This window comes from Nonomuraea sp. NPDC052116 (genome assembly GCF_040680035.1).
GTDB lineage: Bacteria > Actinomycetota > Actinomycetes > Streptosporangiales > Streptosporangiaceae > Nonomuraea > Nonomuraea angiospora_A.
The window spans coordinates 1-19722 of sequence record NZ_JBFAWA010000023.1; the positions used below are offsets into that span (position 1 = coordinate 1).

General features: G+C 70.1%; 18 protein-coding genes. 7 read left to right on the forward strand and 11 right to left on the reverse strand.

What is annotated here, in order from left to right; all coding sequences use genetic code 11:
- From AB0L65_RS37015 to AB0L65_RS37030, 4 genes are all read left to right on the forward strand, one after another.
- Positions 1-450, forward strand: a 450-nt coding sequence (locus AB0L65_RS37015; protein WP_364255288.1) for a hypothetical protein, incomplete at its 5' end; no start/stop codon positions are given.
- 449 nt (positions 451-899) lie between these two features.
- Entirely contained in the window at positions 900-2624 is a 1725-nt protein-coding gene (locus AB0L65_RS37020) for a discoidin domain-containing protein (RefSeq protein WP_364255291.1), read from the forward strand.
- A complete protein-coding gene (locus AB0L65_RS37025) occupies positions 2621-3469 on the forward strand; it encodes a DUF1996 domain-containing protein (protein ID WP_364255294.1) in 849 nt (282 codons plus the stop codon). The genes AB0L65_RS37020 and AB0L65_RS37025 overlap by 4 nt, the downstream gene beginning before the upstream one ends.
- 63 nt (positions 3470-3532) lie before the next feature.
- A complete protein-coding gene (locus AB0L65_RS37030; protein ID WP_364255297.1) occupies positions 3533-4087 on the forward strand; it encodes a DUF305 domain-containing protein in 555 nt (184 codons plus the stop codon).
- A gap of 2 nt (positions 4088-4089) precedes the next feature.
- Here AB0L65_RS37030 and AB0L65_RS37035 read toward each other — a convergent pair whose 3' ends face one another.
- The 7 genes from AB0L65_RS37035 to AB0L65_RS37065 all read right to left on the reverse strand — a co-directional run bounded on the left by AB0L65_RS37035 (position 4090) and on the right by AB0L65_RS37065 (position 14078).
- Positions 4090-7107, reverse strand: coding sequence for an RICIN domain-containing protein (locus AB0L65_RS37035; protein WP_364255300.1), 3018 nt, complete (start codon positions 7105-7107; stop codon positions 4090-4092).
- A 408-nt stretch (positions 7108-7515) separates the two neighbouring features.
- Complete coding sequence (locus AB0L65_RS37040; RefSeq protein ID WP_364255303.1) at positions 7516-8160, reverse strand: transaldolase family protein; 645 nt, start codon at positions 8158-8160, stop codon at positions 7516-7518.
- A gap of 60 nt (positions 8161-8220) precedes the next feature.
- Entirely contained in the window at positions 8221-9687 is a 1467-nt protein-coding gene (gene xylB, locus AB0L65_RS37045) for a xylulokinase (protein ID WP_364255306.1), read from the reverse strand.
- Between the two features lie 2 nt (positions 9688-9689).
- Positions 9690-10373: an SIS domain-containing protein gene (locus tag AB0L65_RS37050; protein ID WP_364255309.1), complete on the reverse strand. Its 684-nt coding sequence runs from the start codon at positions 10371-10373 to the stop codon at positions 9690-9692.
- Between the two features lie 31 nt (positions 10374-10404).
- Positions 10405-12018, reverse strand: a complete 1614-nt coding sequence (locus AB0L65_RS37055) for a sugar ABC transporter ATP-binding protein (protein ID WP_364255312.1) — start codon at positions 12016-12018, stop codon at positions 10405-10407.
- Positions 12018-13022, reverse strand: coding sequence for a substrate-binding domain-containing protein (locus AB0L65_RS37060; RefSeq protein ID WP_364255315.1), 1005 nt, complete (start codon positions 13020-13022; stop codon positions 12018-12020). The genes AB0L65_RS37055 and AB0L65_RS37060 overlap by 1 nt, the downstream gene beginning before the upstream one ends.
- Positions 13023-13028: 6 nt before the next feature.
- Positions 13029-14078 (reverse strand): ABC transporter permease, encoded by a 1050-nt coding sequence (locus AB0L65_RS37065; protein ID WP_364255318.1) that lies wholly within the window; start codon positions 14076-14078, stop codon positions 13029-13031.
- Positions 14079-14188: 110 nt separating this feature from the next.
- Between AB0L65_RS37065 and AB0L65_RS37070 the strand changes: the two genes are divergently transcribed.
- On the forward strand, positions 14189-15178 hold the full coding sequence (locus AB0L65_RS37070; RefSeq protein WP_364255320.1) for a sugar-binding domain-containing protein: 990 nt from the start codon (positions 14189-14191) through the stop codon (positions 15176-15178).
- The gene (locus AB0L65_RS37075) at positions 15171-15821 is read left to right on the forward strand and encodes a hypothetical protein (protein WP_364255323.1); all 651 of its coding nucleotides are present in this window, start codon (positions 15171-15173) and stop codon (positions 15819-15821) included. Before AB0L65_RS37070 ends, AB0L65_RS37075 begins: the two co-directional genes overlap by 8 nt.
- Before the next feature lie 119 nt (positions 15822-15940).
- On the opposite strand, the gene AB0L65_RS37080 is transcribed toward AB0L65_RS37075, so the two are convergent.
- A complete protein-coding gene (locus tag AB0L65_RS37080) occupies positions 15941-16471 on the reverse strand; it encodes a helix-turn-helix domain-containing protein (protein ID WP_364255326.1) in 531 nt (176 codons plus the stop codon).
- A 117-nt stretch (positions 16472-16588) separates the two neighbouring features.
- On the reverse strand, positions 16589-16999 hold the full coding sequence (locus tag AB0L65_RS37085; protein ID WP_364255329.1) for a MarR family transcriptional regulator: 411 nt from the start codon (positions 16997-16999) through the stop codon (positions 16589-16591).
- A 38-nt stretch (positions 17000-17037) separates the two neighbouring features.
- Here AB0L65_RS37085 and AB0L65_RS37090 point away from each other — a divergent pair, with 38 nt between their 5' ends.
- Entirely contained in the window at positions 17038-17691 is a 654-nt protein-coding gene (locus AB0L65_RS37090; RefSeq protein ID WP_364255332.1) for a hypothetical protein, read from the forward strand.
- Positions 17692-17921: 230 nt separating this feature from the next.
- Here AB0L65_RS37090 and AB0L65_RS37095 read toward each other — a convergent pair whose 3' ends face one another.
- Entirely contained in the window at positions 17922-18809 is an 888-nt protein-coding gene (locus tag AB0L65_RS37095) for a carbohydrate ABC transporter permease (protein ID WP_364255335.1), read from the reverse strand.
- Positions 18806-19720 carry a sugar ABC transporter permease gene (locus tag AB0L65_RS37100; RefSeq protein WP_364255338.1) on the reverse strand — a complete coding sequence of 305 codons (915 nt, stop codon included), beginning with the start codon at positions 19718-19720 and terminating at the stop codon, positions 18806-18808. The genes AB0L65_RS37095 and AB0L65_RS37100 overlap by 4 nt, the downstream gene beginning before the upstream one ends.
- Between the last annotated feature and the right edge of the window lie 2 nt (positions 19721-19722).

Genomic DNA, 19722 nt, shown 5'->3' on the forward strand with positions numbered 1-19722 from the left:
AACCAGAGCAACGTCATCCTCGCCCAGACCACCGACACCACGAAGATCGCGAACTTCAACGGCATGTACACCTACGACGCGATCGCCGGCGCCACCGCGCCCGGCTGGCAGCAGGCCGCCGACTACGCACGCCAGCGCGGGCTCGTGTGGGCCCCGTCCGTCGGCCCCGGCTACCTCGACGCGGTGCCCGGCAACACCACCCCCACCCTCCCCCGGGACAACGGAGCCACCTACGACAAGGAGTGGTCCAACGCCCTGCAGACCAACCCCACCTGGGTGTCCATCACGTCCTTCAACGAGTGGCACGAGGGCAGCGTGATCGAGCCCGCGGTCGCGCGGACGGGCTACCAGAGCTACGAGGGAGCCTACGGACGCACCGGCGCCTCGGCCCAGACCGCCTATCTGGACCGCACCGCGTACTGGGTCGGCCAGTTCGTGGCATCCGGCTGACCCCGGACGCCGTCCGGTCCTGACCTGGCATGAACGAGGGCCCGCCCGGATCCGGGCGGGCCCTGACCGTGCGTGGCCCCCGGGCGCCGGCACACTACGTCTCATCCGGCGGCGGCATCGATCCCCGCACCGCCCGGCAGACTCCTGGTCGCTGCGAGAGAGCGCTCCCTCGTGGGGATGCGGCCCGGCGGCGACGGCTGTCAGGAAGGCCGTGATTCGCCGGTTTTCTCGGGTTCGGGCGAGCCGAGTGGCATCATTCCGTGGGCGAACGCATCGTCCCAGCTCAGATGCGATACGCCCGTCCCGATCCCGCGTAGAGAGCGCTCTCTCACGTGACAATCACGTTTCGCGGGTATTAACCAAGACCTTGACAGTGGTGGGAGAGGCGAGCACTCTCCATCTCAGAGAGCGCTCCCCGAACCAAGACCCCCCACCTTGACGGAGACGCCGTGAGTCCACCCCTCAGTCCGAGTCTGCGACGCGTCGGGACACTCGTCGCCCTCATGATCACGCTGTCGCTGACGGCGGTCCTGCCCGCGGCCGCCGTCGCGGACCCGCTCCTGTCCCAGGGCAAGACCGCCACCGCCTCCTCCACCGAGAACGTGGCCTTCCCCGCCTCGGCGGCCGTCGACGGCGACCCCGGCACCCGCTGGTCCAGCGCCTTCTCCGACCCCCAGTGGATCCAGGTCGACCTCGGCGCCACCGCGTCCATCAGCCAGGTGCAGCTGAGCTGGGAGGCCGCGTACGCCACCGCCTTCCAGGTGCAGGTGTCGGCCGACGCGAACACCTGGACCACCGTCCACTCCACGACCACCGGCACCGGCGGCGACCAGACGCTGAACGTGTCCGGCAACGGCAGGTACGTCCGCGTCCACGGCACCCAGCGCGCCACCCAGTACGGCTACAGCCTCTGGGAGTTCAAGGTCTACGGGACCGCGGGCGGCTCGGGCGGCGGCGAGAGGCTGCTGTCGTACAACAAGCCCGGCGTGGCCTCCAGCTCCCAGAACGACGGGAACTGCTGGGAGTGCACCCCGGCCAGGGCGTTCGACCTCGATCCCGCCAGCAGGTGGGCCACCAGCGCCACCACCGGCTGGGTCGACCCCGGCTGGATCTACGTGGATCTGGGCGCGACCGCGCAGATCAGCAGGGTCGTCCTGCAGTGGGACCCGGCCTACGCCACGTCGTACCAGATCCAGGTGTCGCCCGACGCGAACACCTGGACGACCGTCTACAGCACCACCACCGCCACCGGCTTCAAGCAGACGCTGAACGTCAGCGGCTCGGGCCGGTACGTCCGGATGTACGGCACGAAGCGGGCCGGCCCCTACGGCTACAGCCTGTGGGAGTTCCAGGTGTACGGCACCGGCGGCAACCCCGTCGATCCGCCCGCCCCGCCGAAGGACCCGGCCAACCCGCAGGCCCTGGTGTGGAGCGACGAGTTCAACGGCTCGGCCGGCAGCAAGCCCGACGCCGCCAAGTGGCGCGCCGACCCGGGCACCGGGCCGAACAACGAGCTGGAGTACTACACCAACCACGACAACGCCTCCATGGACGGCCAGGGACACCTGGTCATGGAAGCGCGCAAGCAGGCCACGCCGGGCACGACCTGCCCGACGGACCCGCTGACCGGCAGCGGCACCTGCCAGTACACCTCGGCCAGGATGAACACCGGCACGAAGTTCCACTTCACGTACGGCCGGGTCGAGGCCAGGATCAAGGTGCCCAAGGGCAACGGGTTCTGGCCGGCGTTCTGGATGATGGGGGCCGACTTCCTGACCGGGCGGCCGTGGCCGTACAACGGCGAGGTCGACATCATGGAGGTCCTCGGCAAGGACGTGAAGACGTCCTACTCGACCGTGCACGCGCCCGCGTACAACGGCGGCGGGGGCATCGGCTCGCCGTACACCCTGCCGAACGGCGCGGACTTCTCCGACGACTTCCACGTCTGGGCCGCGAACTGGGACAGCAAGGGCATCGTGTACACGCTCGACGGCAGGACCGTGTTCACGCTGAGCAAGGACCAGGTCGAGCAGACGCGCGGCCCGTGGATCTTCGACCACCCGTTCTACATCATCCTCAACCTGGCGATCGGCGGTGACTGGCCGGGGCCACCCGACGCCGCCACCCCGTTCCCCTCCCGCATGCTCGTCGACTACGTGAGGGTCTACCAATGACAACCAGGAAAACCACACTGCTCGCGCTGTTATCCCTGCTGATCGGCATGATCGCCGTCGCGCCGCGCCCGGCCGAGGCCCGGGTGATCCGGGTGGCGGAGTTCCTCGCCGACTGCCCGTTCAGCCACCGGCTGCCGGACGACCCGATCGTCTTCCCGGGGCTGCCCGGCGCCTCGCACATGCACAGCTTCTTCGGCAGTCGCGTCACGAACGCCTACACACAGCTCTCCGACCTGCAGAACGGCGCCACGAACTGCAACCCGGCCGTCGACAAGTCCTCGTACTGGGTGCCGACCCTCTACCGGGACGGCGCTCCGGTCGAGCCGGCCATCGTCACCTTCTACTACCTGGGCGAAGGGGTGCGGGACGACATCATCGCCACGACGCAGCCGCTGCCGCTGGGGCTGCGGATCGTGGCGGGCAACGCCAAGGCGACCGGCCCCGACGGCTCGTCGAACGCCCGGTGGTCGTGCCTGCACGCCGGACAGGTGCCTCCGTCGAAGGACTTCGTCAACTGCCCGTCGGGGACGATGCTGGAGTCGTACCTGGACTTCCCGCAGTGCTGGAACGGGCGTGACCTTGACTCGGCCGACCACAAGAGCCACATGGCCTATCCGGTGGCCGGCGCCTGTCCCGGCACGCATCCCGTGCCGGTGCCGAAGCTGCGGCAGGTGATCCGGTACCCGGTGAGCGGCGACCCGTCGCACTTCCGGCTGGCGTCGGGGGGCGGGTTCACGATGCACGGCGACTTCTTCAACGCCTGGCCGGCCGCGGAGATGGAGCGACGGGTGCGTGACTGCATCCGTCCGATCGTCAAGTGCGGCGCCGACGGGCGCCCGGTGTAGGTGAGGCCTCCGCTGCCCGGGCGGACCTTCCGGTCCGCCCGGGCCCGATCAGGTGGGACGCCGGTGCTACGGGTTTTCGTGTTCCTGCTGTTGTCCGTCCTGCTGCTCGGGTGCGCCCCGGCTCCGGAGCAGCCCGACAGGGGGTTCCCGGACAAGGGGTTCCCCGGCAAGGGGTTCAACGCCACCGACGTGGCCTGGCTGCAGCTCGCCGACGCCCTGCACGCCCGCGCGCTGCCGCTGCTCGGGCTCGTTCGCGGGCGCTCCGGCAGCCGGGCGCTCGCAGACCTGGCCGCCCGGCTCGGCAGGAAGCACGAGAACGAACGTGCCCGGCTGCGCGCCCTGCTCGCCCGGACGCGCGTCACCGGCGAGAACCCCCACGCCCAGCACGACATGCCGGGCATGCCCACGGCCGACGACGTCCGTACGCTGACGGCCCTGCGGGACGACGCCTTCGACCGGCGGTTCGTCGCGTTGTTCCGGGCGTATCTGGACCAGCTCGTGCTGGTGGCCAAGGGGGAGCAGAGCTCGGGCGGCGCGCCCGAGGCACGCGAGCTGGCGGCCGCTATGGAGCGCGACCACACCGCCGACCTCGCCGAGCTGGAAAGGGCCGTGGCTTGAGATCACGCGGGCACCAGCTGCCACTGCTGGTTGGTCCCGCCGTTGGCCGGCCACTGCACGACGCGGGCTCCGTCGTCCGTCGCGAAGCCGTAGACGTCGGCGAGCAGCCCGGTGGCGCGGCCGGCGATGGTGAAGTAGCCTTCGGCGTTCGGTCTGACGTACCACTGCTGGTTGGTGCCGCCGTTGGCGGACCACTGCTGCAGTTGCAGGCCCGCGGTCGTGTCGCCGCCGTTGACGTCGAGCACTTTCCCGGTGGGTACGTAGGTCAGGGTGTAGGCGTTGCCGGAGCTGGATGTGATTTTCCAGGTGGCGTCTCCGGCCTGCTGAACGACTCCGGCGCCGTCGGCGTTCGAGTTCCCGGCGACGGCCAGCGGCTTGCCGCTGTTGTGGTTGACGATCCGGTAGGCGGTGCCGGACACCGGGGCGTTGGTCGTGACGAACCGGTCGATCGTGGCCCAGGCGTGAGCCGATTGCGGGTTCTTGGTGCCCGTCGCGCGCACCCGGATCGTGTGGGCGCCGGAGGCCAGGCGCGGGCTGGTCCAGACCGCCACGTCGCCCTTCCTGGTGGCCGAGTACTCATCGACCAGGACCTCGGGAGCGTTGTCCACGGTGACACCCGCGATGCCGTGGTCGGGGGCGGTGACCGCGCGGAGCGTGATGCCGGTGCCGGTGAAGTTCAACGTGGCGGTGGCGCCGGTCGTGTCGCTGTAGGAATTGGTCCCGGCGTAGGGGCCGGTTTCGTCGGAGGCGTGGCCCCAGTCACCGCTGTAGGAGACCGCCGGATCGCCGTCGTCGACGGTGGTGGCGTTCCCGCCGAGCGTGAAGTATTCGACGTTGTCGCTGAACGTGGTGCTGCCCGACTTCGTGGTGGTGAGGGTGAGGTAGATCCTGCTGCCGTTGGAAGGCGCCGTGAACGAGATCGGCTGGGTGGTTCGCGAGCCCAGCGGGATCGTCAGGTTCGTGTTTCCGGAGGCGATGACGGTTCCGGTGGGTTGGTCGAGCCGTGCCGTCCAGCCGAAGCCGACGGAGGTGCCGGTGAAGTCGTCGTTGAAGACGGTGACGTTGCGGTTGACGGTGGCGCCGTAGGCGTAGTCGTCGACGACTTCCGGCAGCGGGAAGGACCCGGAGGCATCGGAGATGCCGGAGTCCGACCAGTAGGGCAGGTCGATGGCCGCGATGGGGTTGAAGGCCGCCTGGATCCGCTGGATCTGGGCGTTGCTCCACGGATCGGGGAGGTTGTCCGTGCCGTAGATGGGGCGGCCGCCCTCTTCCGGCACGAAGTCGGTGGTCTTCACCCCGGGCACGACGCTTGCCCAGCCGGACAGCAGGGTGTAGGGCCGCAGATCGCTGGCGTCCTTGCCGCGCTTGGCGGCGGTGAGGGTGGCGAACCATTCGAAGCCCTGCTTGGTGTTGCACTTGGGCCAGATGAATTCGCCCTCGCCGTCAGGACGGCCCGCCACGGCGGTGACGGTCTCGTTGTAGGCGCCGAGGCCGCCGTTGTAGTGCGGGAAGACGGCGAAGTTCGGATAGTTCATGTTGGGGTAGCGGTCGGGGGACTCGCCGTCCACGCTGACGGGCCTGGTGCCGTCACTGCCGTTGACGGCGGCGTAGAGGTCCTGCTCGAACTGCTCGGTGTCCCCGCTGAGGCTCGGCTCGTTGCTCTGACTCCAGCGGATGACGGACGGGTGGTTGCGGTCGCGCAGGACCAGGGCGCGGGCGTGGCCGACCATGTTGTCGTGGCCGGCCTGGAAGTCCTCGCCGCCGTTGGAACCGCGGATCGCGGTCTCGCCGATGATCATGAGGCCCATCTCGTCGGCGACGTCCAGCATGTAGGGGGTGCCGGGCTCCTGGTGGATCCGCACGACGTTGTAGTTGAGCCGCTGGTAGTTGTCGACCGCCTGGGGCCAGCCGCCGTTGGTCGCGGTCGGCGGCAGGAACCCGGGCAGGGTGCCGTAGGCATCGCCCTTGCCGCCGTTGTCGATGCGGTCGTAGTCGGCGCCCTGAAGGCTGTCGCCGCGCAGGTTCACGCGGACCCCGTTGAGGTAGTAGTACTCGCCGTTCTGGCTGCTCTCGCGGAATCCGAAGCGGTAGGCGGCGTCGCTGGAACGGCCGTCGTCGGTGGTGGCGTGGATCGCCAGGCGGTGCAACTGGGCGCGGTAGCCCGACCGGTACGGGACGTTCGGCCACCAGTAGGAACCGGTGCCGAGGTTCCAGGCGATCGGCCCGGCCGTGACCTTGGCCGTCGAATGCGCGGCCACCGTGACCGTCCGGCTGGGCAGCGCGGGATAGGAGAAGGAACCGCCGTTGTCGGAGGACAGCGAACCGGAAAGGGTGACCGTCCGGGAACTGCCGGTGGCATTCGTCACCCAGACGTCGTAGCCGAAGTTCCGGTCGGCCACCGAGGTGCGGACGAAGGTGTCGCTGACGTACACCGCCGGGTAGACGCGTAAGTGCGCGGACCGGAAGATGCCCTGCGGAACCGCCTCGGACCATTCCGCCGCGTTGGGAACGAGGTATTTGCCGTTGGCCGGGTTCTTCAGCGCTCCTCGGCCCTTCACCGCGACACTGATGGTGTGGGTGGTGCCGGGGGCGGCGTAGGCGCCGATGTCGAAGTTCGACGGGGTGAACGAGGTGGTCTGGGTGGCGACGACGGTGCCGTCCACCGAGAGCGTCGCCTGGTGGTTCACCGCGCCGAACTCGATCCAGGTCGACTGGGGCCGGCCGGTGTCGGGCACGGTGATCGTGCGCGAGTAGACCGCCTCGTTCACGTCCGTGAAGCCCTGCTTGTACCAGCCGCCACCGGGCACGGTGATCGTGGTCGCCGCGCGGCCCGCGGGTGTGAAACTCCAGGTCCCGGCCAGATCCACTGAGGCCAGGGGCGTGTTGCCGGCCGCGAAGGCCGGAGCCGCCGCGGCGATCTGCGCCGCTGCCGGAGCCGCCGCGGCAGAGGACTGGGGACTTGCGACAATGCCGGCAACCAAGATCATACTGGTCGCCAGCGCGATTGAGCGTCCGCGCATGCACTGACTCCTACGGGTTGGGGGGAGAACACGGCACCGCCGACCGATGGGTGCGGCAGCGCGTGTTGGTGGAGGAGGGGTGCTCCGCGGCCAGGAGTGCCACGGTCGCAGGCCGAAGGAGAATTACTCCGATCTGTGTGGATCTATATCGCGACGGCTGTTGCCGGCAAGGCGTATGTGAGCGTTAACATTCCTTGCCCGGCAGTTCCCGCACGTGCTGGACGATCTCGTCGTTTCATCGGCATGAGATCTCTCCTCGCCTTTGTGCTCACGGATGACACGCGCCGGTCTCCGCGGATCCAACGAGCCTCTTGTGCCCCTGGAAGTCCACAGTTGCGTAGATAGACTCACTCGTCAAGGTGGATGCCGAACGCGCTGTCCGGATGGAGGATCATGCGCGTGGTGTGATCAGTTCTGGCCCGATGCGATGGTCTCGAACTGCGCGGCCGCGACGAGGGTGGGCTCGTCGGACAGCAGTGCTTCGCACAGCGGGGCGCTCAGCGCGAAGTCGGGTACGCCCGCGGCGGCCAGCGTCGCGACGTCTTCCCGGCTGCGCAGGCTCGCCGCCAGCACCCGTGTGCCCGAGCCTGACAGGATCCGTTGCATCTGGATCGTCTCGGCCACCCCGTCTCGGCCCCGGTCCGTCATGCGGCCAACGTACGGAGCGATGAAAGCCGCCCCCGCGGCGCCCGCGAGCAGCGCCTGCGTCGCGTGATGGACAGCGGTGACCAGAACCGGCACGTCCTCGTCCGCCAGGACACGCGCGGCGCTCAGTCCCTCCCGCGTGGCGGGGATCTTCACGATCGCCTGCGGCCCGAGTTCGTGGATCGCCCTCCCTGCGGCGAGGATCTCTCCGACGGTCGTACCGAGGGTCTGCATGAAGACCCGCTTCGCACCCGCGGCCGTGGCCCAGGCGAAGACGGCCGGAAGGTCGGCCTGGGACAGCCCGGCGCGGGCGAGCAGCGCCGGATTGGTGGTGACACCCGTGAACAGACCGGTGGCCAGCAGGGGTTCGACGGCCGAGCGTGCCGCGGAGTCGACGTAGAGGGTCATGGGTCCATTCCTTTGCACGAATATGTCGACGGACGAACGCGCCTGTGGCAGGGCCGGCCGTCAGGAGTTGTACGCCCTCACCTGTTCGGCGAGCCGCAGGTAGCGCTCCATCAGCGCGGCCGAGCCACCGGGCCGGGGGGTCACGGTCGCCGCGGGCGGCGGACACCACGCGTCGCGCACGTCCTTGATGTCGGAACCGGAGAGCACCGCGGCCGCCTGGACGCAGGCACCCCGGGCGCTCGCCTCGGGAGCGTCCCGGGTGACCACCGGGCGGCCGAGCACGTCGGCGAGCACCTGCCGGTAGGCGAGGGATCGCGCGCCGCCACCGGCGGCCACGACCTCGCCCGGCGTGGGCACTCCGGCGGCGTTGATGGCCTGGTGCCCGCGCACCAGCCCGAAGATCACGCCTTCGAACGCGCTGAGCGCCACGTCCTCACGTGTCGAGGCGGTCGTGAGACCGGCCATCACCCCCTGCGCGTTCGGCAGGTCCGGGCTGCGTTCGCCGTCCAGATAGGCGACCAGCGTCGGCCGTGCCCGCGCGGGGTCGGCGGCCAGCGCGAGGTCGCCCAGCGTTCGGACGTCCACCCCCAGCAGACGGGCGAAGGTGTCGGTGACCTTGGTCGAGTTCAGCGTGCACACCAGCGGCAGGTAGCCCCCCGCCGCGTCCGCGACGCCGTCCACCCAGCCGGTGGGATCGAAGACCGGGTCGGCGCTCACCGACAGCACCACCCCGGAGGTGCCGAGGCTGTAGGCCACGTCGCCGGTCCGCAGGCCCAGACCGACGGCGCCCAGATGCTGGTCGCCGCCGCCCGGGCCGACCGGCACGCCGGGCCGCAGCCCGAGTTCGGCCGCGACTTCGGGCAGCACCCCGCCCGCCTGCTCGGCCGGGCCGAGCACCCGGGGGACCGCCGCGTCCCAGTCGACCGCCGGCGACACCAGCTCGGCGAGCAGGCCGGTCAGCCACCGGCGCTCGAACGCCGCGTAGTAGCCGGTCCCCGAGGCGTCGGACCGGTCGGTGACGCGCTCGCCGGTGAGCCGGTAGGTCAGCCAGTCGTGCGGCACCAGGACGGTGGCGAGGCGCCGCAGGTTCTCGGGCTCGTGCTCGGCGAGCCAGGCCAGCTTGGTGACGGTGAGTGCGGCGGTCGGGGTCAGGCCGGTCGCGCGTACCCAGTTCCGGGCCCCGTAGCGTGCCACCAGTCCGGCCGCCTGTGGGGCGGACGTCGTGTCGTTCCACAACTTGGCGGGCCGCAGGACCCGGCCGGCGGCGTCGAGGGCCACCAGGCCGTGGCACTGGGCCGTCACGCTGACGGCGTCGATGGACCCCGGCCGTACGTTCGCGTCCTGGCAGGCCAGCTCGAGGGCGGTGGCCAGGGCGCGCCACCAGGCCGCAGGATCCTGTTCGCTGCGCGGCGGGTGCGTCACGGGATGCGGGGCGCGGCCGGTGCCGAGCAGCGCACCTCCGTCGGCATCGCGAAGCTCCACGGTGCAGGACTGCGTCGAGCTGTCGACGCCTGCGACGACGGGCATGGTCAGACCGTGCCCCTCGGAACGTCCCCGGGAACGGTCGTCGCCTCGGCGCCGGTGTCGAAGGTCAGTGCGGGCAGCGGCTCGGGAGCGTCGTCGATCTGCCCCACGGCCCCGGACGGGTGGCTGTGCAGCATCTCCTCCCATCCGTAGCCGCGCAGCCTCATCAGCACGTACGCGAGCGCGTCGCCCCACACCGCCGTGACGAGCGTCGACCCCATGGCGATCACCTCGCCCGGGTCGACGCCGGGCGGGCTCTCCAGCTTGACCACCAGGTCGGCGCGCTTCCCGAGCTCGGAGTCGGCGACCGCGGTCAGGGCGATCACCTGGGCGCCGCGTTCCCGTATGCGCGAGGCCAGGTCGTTGATCTCCGTGGACCCGCCGCCCCGCGAGATCGCGATCAGGATGTCGCCCGCCGTGACTGCCCCCATCGTGCCGTGCAGGGCGTCGGCGGCCTGGATGAACAGCGCCGGGGTGCCGCAGACGGACAGCAGGTGGGCCATCCGCCGGGCCACCGCCCCCGAGGTTCCTGCCCCGGTGACGAACACCTTGCCCTGGCAGTCGTAGAGCAGGCGGGCCGTCTCCACAAAGCTGTCGTCCAGTTGGTCGGCGACGGACAGCACGCCGCCCGCTTCTCGCCGTACGGCGTCGCGGCCCTCGGACAGCACATCATTCGCAGCGGCGGCCATCACTGTTCTCTGTTGCCTTTCTTGTATGCGGTCATGCCGCCCCCCACGCGACCTGCCTGAGTTCGACCAGCGAGAGCTCGGAGGCGAGCCGGCTCTCGCCGTCACATCGCCCGTGCGAGAAGGTCACGACATCATCGGACACGTCGAGGATCTCCTCCTCCTCGCTGGACACGACCACGACGGTCATGCCCTGCTCGGAGGCGAGGTGGCGGAGCAGGCGATGGATCTCGTTCTTCACGCCGATGTCCACGCCCTTGGTCGGCTCGTCCAGGAGCAGCAGGCGGGGCTCCTGCGCCAGCGCGCGTGCCAGGAGGACCTTCTGCTGGTTGCCGCCGGACAGGCTGACGACCGGGGCTGTCCGGTCGCCGCGCACCTGAAGCCGGTCCATGTACCGGGTGGCGCTCCTCGCCATGGCACGGCGGTCCAGCACGCCGTACTTGGTGAATCCGTGCAGCACCGGCAGGACGACGTTCGTCGCGGAGTCGAGGCCCGGGACGATCCCGTCGACCTTGCGCTCCTCGGTGAGGTAGACGACGCCTGCCCGTCGCGCCTGTGACGGATTCCGTGGCCGGTACGGTTTCCCGAACAGCTCGAGCCGCCCGGCGTCGGGCCTTTCCAGCCCGACCAGAGCGCGCAGGAACTCCGTGCGCCCCGACCCGATCAGGCCGTACACGCCGAGGACTCGTCCCGGGTAGGCGTCGAGGGAGACGTCGGAGAGGCCGGGCGCCCGAAGGCCGCGCACCCGGAGGCTCTGCGTGGCCCCGTCGGGCAGCGGCGAGACGGGGCGTCGGCCCTGGGGCCGCCCGTCCGCCAGCTCACCGAGTTCCTCCGCGGAGAGCTGGTCGAACTGCCCGGCCTCGGCCAGGTGCACGGCGGCCTCCTCTCCCGCGATCGCGCGGATGACGTCGGCCCGGTCGATCCGCTCGACCGGCCCCGCGATCCGGACCTGCCCGTTCACCAGGGCCACCACCGAGTCGGCCACCGCGTACAGCTCGTCGAGCTTGTGGTCGACGAGCAGTACACCCAGGCCCGACTCCCTGGTCAGGGTCCTGATCAGTTCGAGCAGGCGGTCGACCTGCTCGCCCTCCAGGCTGGTCGTCGGTTCATCCAGCAGCAGGAAGCGGGCGTCGCGCTCGGTGGCGACCGCGATCTCCAGGAGCTGGCGAGTGGCCACCGGGTAGTGGCCGAGCGGCCGGTCCACGTCGACCCGCAGGCCGAAGCGACCGACCAGGTCGCGGGCCGCCCGGCGCATGCCCTCGCCGTCGAGCGTTCCCGCGCCGCGCCGGCGCTCGCGGCCCAGGAACACGTTCTGGGTGATGGTGAGATTCGGCAGGAGCGACAGCTCCTGGTAGACCGTGGAGATCCCGGCCTTCAGGGCGGCCGCCGGACCGGTCAGCTGGATCGGGTCGCCGTTGACGCTGATCGTGCCCTCGTCCGGCTTGATCGCCCCGGACAGGACCCTGAGCAGGGTGGACTTGCCGGCGCCGTTGTGCCCGACCAGCCCGACGACCTCGCCGGGGCGAACGGCGACGCTGACGCCGGAGAGCACGGGGACACCGGAGTACCGCTTGACGATCTCCTCGGCCCGGAGCCCCTCTCCCGGCCCGTGGGCCGCTCCTCCGGCCGGCGCGGTGGGCCCGCTCATCAACCGACCTCGCCCGGGGCGGGAGTCTGGCCCTTGGTGAACAGCTTGAGCAGGCGCAGGATCTGGGCCTCGGGCTTGGCACCGCCCAGCCAGGCGGAAATCTGCTCGATCACGCGCTTGCCATAGTCCTCGGGCTCCTGCGCCACGCACGCCGGGTAGCCGTCGGTCAGCGGCTCGTCGGCCGCGCAGAAGCCGTAGACCTTGACCTTCTTGCCGCTGCTCTTGACCGCCTGGAGCGCTCCATAGGAGGCGGGTCCTGTGCTGGCGAATATGACGTTCACGTCCGGGTTGCCCTGGAGGAGCTCGGCGGTGGCGGCGAGGCTGTCGTCGGGCTTGACGTTGCCGTCGACCTTGGCCACCACCTTGGCGTTGGCGTCCGCGGCGATGGCGTCCTCGAATCCCTTGTCACGGGCGACGACGGGGCCCTCGTCGGGCTCGGTGATGAAACCGATCTTGAGGGTGGCGTCGGCGCCGAGGTCCTTGAGCACCTGCTCGGCCACCTGCTTGCCGCCCGCGGCGTTGTCGGCGCCGAGGTACTGGACGAAGCTCCCGCCCTGGGCCTTCAGCGCGGCGTCGTCCACGGTGACGTTCACGGTGAACACGGGCACGCCCGCGTCGTTGGCCAGCTTCACGACCGCCGCGGCGGGCTCGGACTTCACGGGGTTGAGCGCGAGCGCGCACGGCTTCTTCTGGAGCATCGCCTGGACCTGGGCGAGCTGGGCCGCGTCGTCGTCGTTGGCGATCTGGACCTCGGTCTTGAAGCCCGCCGCCTGGCCCGCCGTCTCGAAGCCCTTCTTCATGGCCACGTAGTAGGGGTTCGTCAGGTTGGGGAGCGCGACGGCCACGTACTTGGAGGCGCCGGAGCACGCCTCGGGCCGGGGAATGCCGCCCTCCGCCTTTGCCGCGCCGGTCGCGGTGCCCGTGTCGACCACCCCGGTGCTGCACCCGGCGATTGTCAGTGCGGCGAGTGCCGCGCCGGCGGCCAGGGAAAAACGTCGCTGCATGGGGAACTACCTCCGGTTTTCGAGAGAGACAGCGCCTTCGCCGGGCGCGAGGGAATTGAGCGGTTCATGCGCTGCCCCACCCGAAGGACCGGGGCGGCTGAACAGCCGGGAGAAGTCCGAGAGCGAGAACCTGCGACGGTAGGTGTCGAGGCTCACGCCGAGCAGGATGATGACGCCGATGACGAGCGGCTGCCAGAAGCTGTCGACGCCGATGACGTTCATGCCGTTGGACACGGTCGCGATCAGCACCGCGCCGAGGAAGGCGCCGGGGATGGAGCCGATGCCGCCGAACAGGCTGACGCCGCCGACGACGGCCGCCGCGATCGAGAAGAACAGCTCGTTGCCCGAACCGGCGGTGGGGTAGCCGACCATGAGCCGGCTGGTGGTGATGAGCCCGCCGAACGCCGCGCACAGGCCGCTCACCGCGTAGACCAGCATGGTGGTGCGTCCGATGCCGATGCCGGCGAGGCGGCTGGTCTCCGTGTTGCCGCCGACGGCGTAGATGTGCACGCCTGTCGCGGTCCTGCGCAGAAAGAAGGTCAGGACACAGGCGGCCACGATGACCATGACGACCGGCATCGGGATGCCGAGCAGGGCGCCACGGCCGATGACGGCGAACATCGGGTCGGTGACCGACACCGACTTCGCCCCGGTCATGATCTGCGGGATGCTCGCGGCGATGCCGAAAGTGGAGAACGTCACGATGAACGGCGGAAGCTTCATGTAGTGGATGACCGCGCCGTTGAGCAGGCCCACCGTGACTCCTGCGAGAATGGCCACCAGCGCGGCGACCGGCCACCCGGCTCCCGCCTTCATGACGACCGCCGCCAGCATCCCAGTCATGGCGACGTTCGACCCCGTGGACAGGTCGATGCCTCCCGTCAGCAGCACGAAGGTCTGGCCCAGGGCGAGGAAGGCGATCACCGCGCCGTTGAGCAGCAGGATCTGCAGGTTGTCGACGGTCCGGAAGTTCACGGACAGCAGGCTCATGACGAGGGCGACCAGAATCAGGATTCCGAAGATCCCGACCTCGTCCGGCATCCGGCGTGATCTCACAACTGCCCCTCCCGGGTTCGCTCATATGAGCACTAAAGGCGCTCGTTTGTGTACTATAAGGTCCGTCAAAGTCCGCCAACAAGGTGGACGTGGTCGCAGTGAGGTAACGAATGAGCAATTCAGGCGCTCATATGAGCGCGCTGGCCAAGCTGGCTCCCGCCGAACGAAGGCTCATGGCGACCGTCGCGAGGCGTTTCTACATCGATGACGTCTCGAAGGTGGAGATCGCCAAGGAGCTCGGGCTTTCGCGATTCAAGGTCGCCCGGCTCCTTGAGCAGGCCAAGAGCACCGGCATCGTGACCATCACTCTAAGGGACTTCGGATATGTCGATGACGTCATGTCTGCCCAGCTCAGCATGCATATGCGGCTCCGTGAGGCGATCGTCGTGGAAACGCTCGGGACCGACGCGCAGGTGCGCAGCCAGGTCGGCGCCGCCGCCGCGACCCTGCTCACCGACACACTGCACGGGGGCGATGTCCTCGGCATGGCCTGGGGCAGGACCCTGACCGCGATGACCGAGAGCCTCACCTCGCTGCCGCCCGTCGAGGTCGTACAGCTCACCGGGGCCGTCGGCACCGACCTCGCCGAGTCGCCCGTCGAGGTCGTACGCAAGGCCTCGCTCATCGCGGGCGGCAAGGCGCACGCCATCTTCGCGCCGCTGGTCGTGGAGGACGCGGTGACCGCGGCGGCCCTCCGGCGGCAGCCCGACGTCGCGGCCGCCATGCGGTTGTTCGCCCAGGTGACCGTCGCCGTGGTCGCCGTCGGCTCGTGGGATCCGCCGATCTCGCAGCTCCGCGAGGTCATGTCCGAGGCCGACCGCGCCGAGCTCGAGACCAGGGGCGTGCAGGCGGAGGTCGCCGGGATCCTCATCGACCGCCACGGACGCCTCGTCGGGGACGACTTCGCCGAGAGGTGCCTGTCGATCAGCGCCCAGGAGCTCCGGCGGGTACCGCGCGTCATCGCCGTCGCCGCGGGCGCCGACAAGGCCGAGGCCGTGCTCGCCGTGGCGCGCTCCGGGCTGCTGTCCTCCCTGGTCACCGACCGGGCGCTCGCCGAGGTCGTGCTCAGCCGGCCTTTCGACCCTCCCACGAGTGGCTGAGCGCATGCGGATCGCAGGCTCCATGTGGTCGGTCCCCAAGGCAGCACAGGTACGTGAGGCGCACCGGCTGCGCGACGCCGGGCTCGACGTGCTCCACTGGGACACCACAGACGGCATCTTCGCCCGCGAAGGGGGGTTCTCGGCCGAGGAGGCCGCCGCGATGACCACGGAGACCGGGATGCGCGGCGAGGCTCACCTCATGGTGACCGACCCGCTCGCCTGCCTCGACGCGTGGACGGGCTTCTGCGAGCTCGTCATCGTCCACGCCGAGGCGGAGGGGTGGCGGGCGGCGCTCGACCGCATCGAACGGCGCGGTTCCCGCCCCGCGCTGGCCCTGTCCCCGGGCACCCCGGTGACGTCCGTCCCCTCGAACGAGCTGGCCGTTCTCACCATGTCGGTCGTCCCGGGCCAGGGTGGCGCCACGTTCGACGAGTCGGCCCTCGCCACCGTACGGGCGCTCCGGAAGGCCGCCTCCGGAGCTCCCCGCCTGCTGGGGCTCGACGGCGGCGTGACGCGCGAGATCGGCAGTCGCGCCCCGGCCGCGGGCGCCGACTGGCTGGTCAGCGGCACCGATCTGTTCGGCTCCCCAACCCCCCGAGCATGGCTCTCCGACGTACGGGTGGCGTCCCCTCCGGTGGTGTGACAGCCGGCGTCGGCATGGCCGGGCTCCGCGACCGCAGCGCGGGCCCGGTCGTACGAGCGGCCCGTCACGCTCACGGGACCTGCGGCGACCGCCCGGGAGAACCGGCTGACTGATAGGCGTCAGGTCCCGGCCGGTGTGGTCCGCGTCGGGTCGTCGAGGTGGAAGCGCTCGCGGATGTCGGGACGGCTGAGCAGTTTCGCCGGATAGCCGGGGCCGGGCCGGGGCGTGACGTCCTTCCAGGCGAGCGGCTCCCCGCAGCGTGAGCACACGACCTCGGCGTGGAAGTCGTGGCCGCAGGTCTCGTGCCGGGTGAGGACCGGTGGTCCCGCCTCTTCCGACAGCCAGCGGTCGCCCCACCGGGTCATCACCAGGATCACGTCGTAGAACTCGCGTCCCGACTCGGTGAGCAGGTACTCGTGACGCACGGGGAGCGTCTCGTAGACGTGCTTCTCCATCAGGCCGGCGTCGACCAGGCGGCGCAGCCGCTCCGACAACGTGTTGCGGGCGATGCCCAGCTCCCGCTGGAACTCATCGAACCGGCGGATCCCGTAGAACGCCTCGCGGAGGACGAGCGGCGTCCACCAGTCGCCGAGCAGATCCATGGTCCTGGCCACCGAGCAGGGCCAGTTCGCGAACGATGTACGCCTCATGAGGCCATCGTAGGATCCTTCATCAAGACTCAGCTGATAGTGCCTTCCTGCCGCCTGGCAGCTCGACGGGCTCCACTACCTGGTGCCGGAGGGGTGCTCTTCCCCCGGAGGTCGCGCTCACGGGCGGGGGCGGTGCGGGTCGCAGTCCGCCAGCCGCTGCATGATCGCTGCGGCCTCGACCAACGTCCGGCGCTCGTCCGGTGTGGCCACTTGGGCGAGCGCCGCTTCGAGCCACGCTTCCCGCACAGCGTGAAGCGACGCGGCGAGCCCGTGTCCCTCCGCCGTGGCCGAGATCAGGCTCTTACGGCGATCCGAGGGGTCCGGCTCGCTGGTCACCAGTCCCTGCCGCCTCAGGGCACCGACGGTCTCAGCCATCGACTGCGGCCGGACGTGCACGGCCGCGGCCGGCGCGCTGGCAGTCGTCGGCCCGTAATTGCTGATCCGGGCCAGTGTCGTGATCTGCGACCAGGTCCAATCGGCGCTCCCCGAAACGGACTCGGCGCGTAGTCGTGCGCGCAGCCGCGTCATGGCCTGGGCGAGTTCGCGCGCCGTATCACCCGGCGTCGGTGCGCAGGCTGTCGGCGGGGGAGGCGGGTCTGATCCTCATCCCGATGGGCGCGCTCTCCGCGTTCATCTCCCAGCCGATCTCCCGGCGCAATCTCGTCCGCGGACCGCTGCTGCCTTCGGCCGTGTGCATGCTGCTGGGCGGCGTGGCGGTGCTGTTCCTCACCAGCGCCAGTTCGCTGCGCGCGATCGTCGGCGTGACGGCTCTGTCCGGCCTGGCCACCGGCGGAACCTCTGTGGCGAACCAGACCGCGTTCCGTTCCGGTGTCACGGACACCGGGCTGCACGGCATGTCCTGCATCCTCATCGGCGTGGGCGTGCTGGTGCTGCTCATGTCGGTTCTCGACCGGAGGCTCACCGGTCCGGCCCTGTCCACCACGAAATTCGACAACCTTGAAGGAGATATGGCTGCCATGACCACAGCCGTCGCACCGCTGGACCCCGAACGTACCGCTCTGCTGCTGATGGATTTCCAGCCCGCGATCATCAGCGCTCTCCCCGATCACGAGGAGCTGCTCGGCCGCGCCCGAACGGCGCTCGCCTGGGCGCGCGAGCACGGGGTGAAGGTGGTCTTCGTACGGGTCGCGTTCACCGCCGAGGACTACGACGCGATCCCGCGTCACAACAAGGCCTTCGCGGCGGCCGACCAGGACTAGCGACTGTTCGTCCTGTCGGACGCCACCGCCGATCCCGACCCCGAGGTGCACGCGTGCTAGTGACCAAGGTCCTGCCGCACCAGGCGGAGATCATCGAGACCTCCGACCTGCCGCGCCTGTCGGGAAGCGGCACCCGCCCCTGACCGTCGCCCCGACCTCGTCGTCCGGCGTCGATGAGGACGGTGGCATGACGGCACCACCGCCCCCGGCCCTCTGGCGTCGGAGCGGGGCTACTTGAGGGCGCCCGTGACGAGGTCGATCCGCCAGTAGCGCTGCAGCGACAGGAAGAGGGCGATGACCGGGATCACGGACAGCAGCGTGCCGGTGATCACGAGGGAGTAGAGGGCGGCCTCGTTCGCCCCGTGGCGCAGCATGCTGTACAGGCCGACCGTGAGGGGGAACTTGTCGTCGCTCGTCACCATCACGAACGGCAGCAGGAAGTTGTTCCAGATCACGATGAACTGGAGCAGGAAGACGGTGACGAGCCCGGGCCCCATCAGCCGTAGGCCGACCGAGCGGAACAGCCGGAACTCGCTCGCCCCGTCCATCCGCCCCGCCTCCAGCACCGAGTCCGGCACCGACGCGGCCGCGTAGATCCGGCACAGGTAGATGCCGTACGGGTTGAACAGCTGGGGGAGGATGATCGAGGCGTAGCTGTTGTTGAGGCCGACCTTCGACAGCAGGAGGTACTGCGGGATCGCCAGCACGATCTGGGGGAGCAGGACGCCCGCGAGGATGCCGTTGAAGATCAGCCGGCGGCCGTGGAACTCGTACTTGGCGATCGCGTAGCCGGCGCAGGCCGAAACGGCCGAGGCGGCGAGGCCACCGACGGCGGCGTAGAGGAAGCTGTTCAGCATCCAGTGCCAGAAGACGCCGCCCGAGTACGAGGACAGCTCGCGGACGTTGTCGGCCAGGCCGCCGCTCAGTGAGGGCAGGTAGGTCTCCGTCGAGAACAGCTCGGCCGATGACTTGGTGGCCGCGATCACGATCCAGAGCGTGGGCACGACGCAGTAGAGGGCGCCGATCACCAGCGCCGCGGTGGGGAGCACGGCCATCCGGCGCCGGGCCGGGGCCGCGTGTGCGCCGCCCATCCTCCGGCCGGCCGTCACCGCGGTCACCGGTTGCCCTTCCCGGCCAGGTCGGCGCGCGACTGCACCATCCGCGCGGCGGCGAACGACACGATCAGGACGCCCAGGGCGAAGATGATCGAGGTGGCCGCGGCGTGGTAGATGTCCGCGTTGACGAACGCGTCGGTGTAGATCTTCATGAGGGGGACCCAGTCGGAGGAGATGGCGTTGGACAGGGGCTTCAGCGTGTTGGGCTCGTTGAACAGCTGGAGCGCCGCGAGCACGGAGAACAGGGTGCACATGGTGATGGCCGGGAGCACCATCGGCACCTTGATCCGCAGCGCGATCTGCGTCTCCGTGGCCCCGTCGATGCGCGCCGCCTCGTAGACCTCGGGTGGCAGCGCCCGCAGCGCGGTGTAGATGACCACCATGTTGAAGCCGACCCCGCCCCACACGCAGATGTTCGCCACGGAGAGGAACACCTGGGTGGAGCCGAAGAAGTCGAAGTGACGGCCGCCGATCGGGCTGGTCGCGGGCAGGTACATGAAGCCCCACAGGAGCGTGGCGATGACGCCCGGCACCGCGTACGGAAGAAAGATCGACAGCCGGGCGAACCTGACGAGCCGCGCCCGCGGACTGTCCAGCAGCAGGGCGAACAGCAGGGCCAGGCCCACGGTGGCCGGGATCACAATCGCGCCCACGGCGATCATCCGCAGCGTGCTCGTCCACAGGGCCGAGTCGCCCAGGACGCTGCGGTAGTTGCTCAGCCCGGCGAACACCACCGTGCTGGTCGAGCCCAGCAGCCCTCCCGTGACCTTGCGGGCCTGGAAGCTGAGCACGAGGGCGTAGATGCCCGGCGCCAGCACGAACAGCAGGAAGAGCAGCACCGCCGGCAGGGCCAGCAGATACGGGAGCCGGGTCGGCCTGGCCGCCCGCCTCGGGTTGGCAGCAGTAGTCACCATGT

What these genes read in the sequence shown, in the direction of transcription:
- AB0L65_RS37025 (WP_364255294.1), top strand. Translation starts at nt 2,621, where the DNA reads ATGACAACCAGGAAAACCACACTGCTCGCGCTGTTATCCCTGCTGATC.
- AB0L65_RS37035 (WP_364255300.1), bottom strand. Translation starts at nt 7,107, where the DNA reads ATGCGCGGACGCTCAATCGCGCTGGCGACCAGTATGATCTTGGTTGCC.
- AB0L65_RS37040 (WP_364255303.1), bottom strand. Translation starts at nt 8,160, where the DNA reads ATGACCCTCTACGTCGACTCCGCGGCACGCTCGGCCGTCGAACCCCTG.
- xylB (WP_364255306.1), bottom strand. Translation starts at nt 9,687, where the DNA reads ATGCCCGTCGTCGCAGGCGTCGACAGCTCGACGCAGTCCTGCACCGTG.
- AB0L65_RS37050 (WP_364255309.1), bottom strand. Translation starts at nt 10,373, where the DNA reads ATGGCCGCCGCTGCGAATGATGTGCTGTCCGAGGGCCGCGACGCCGTA.
- AB0L65_RS37055 (WP_364255312.1), bottom strand. Translation starts at nt 12,018, where the DNA reads ATGAGCGGGCCCACCGCGCCGGCCGGAGGAGCGGCCCACGGGCCGGGA.
- AB0L65_RS37060 (WP_364255315.1), bottom strand. Translation starts at nt 13,022, where the DNA reads ATGCAGCGACGTTTTTCCCTGGCCGCCGGCGCGGCACTCGCCGCACTG.
- AB0L65_RS37070 (WP_364255320.1), top strand. Translation starts at nt 14,189, where the DNA reads ATGAGCAATTCAGGCGCTCATATGAGCGCGCTGGCCAAGCTGGCTCCC.
- AB0L65_RS37080 (WP_364255326.1), bottom strand. Translation starts at nt 16,471, where the DNA reads ATGAGGCGTACATCGTTCGCGAACTGGCCCTGCTCGGTGGCCAGGACC.
- AB0L65_RS37085 (WP_364255329.1), bottom strand. Translation starts at nt 16,999, where the DNA reads ATGACGCGGCTGCGCGCACGACTACGCGCCGAGTCCGTTTCGGGGAGC.
- AB0L65_RS37100 (WP_364255338.1), bottom strand. Translation starts at nt 19,720, where the DNA reads ATGGTGACTACTGCTGCCAACCCGAGGCGGGCGGCCAGGCCGACCCGG.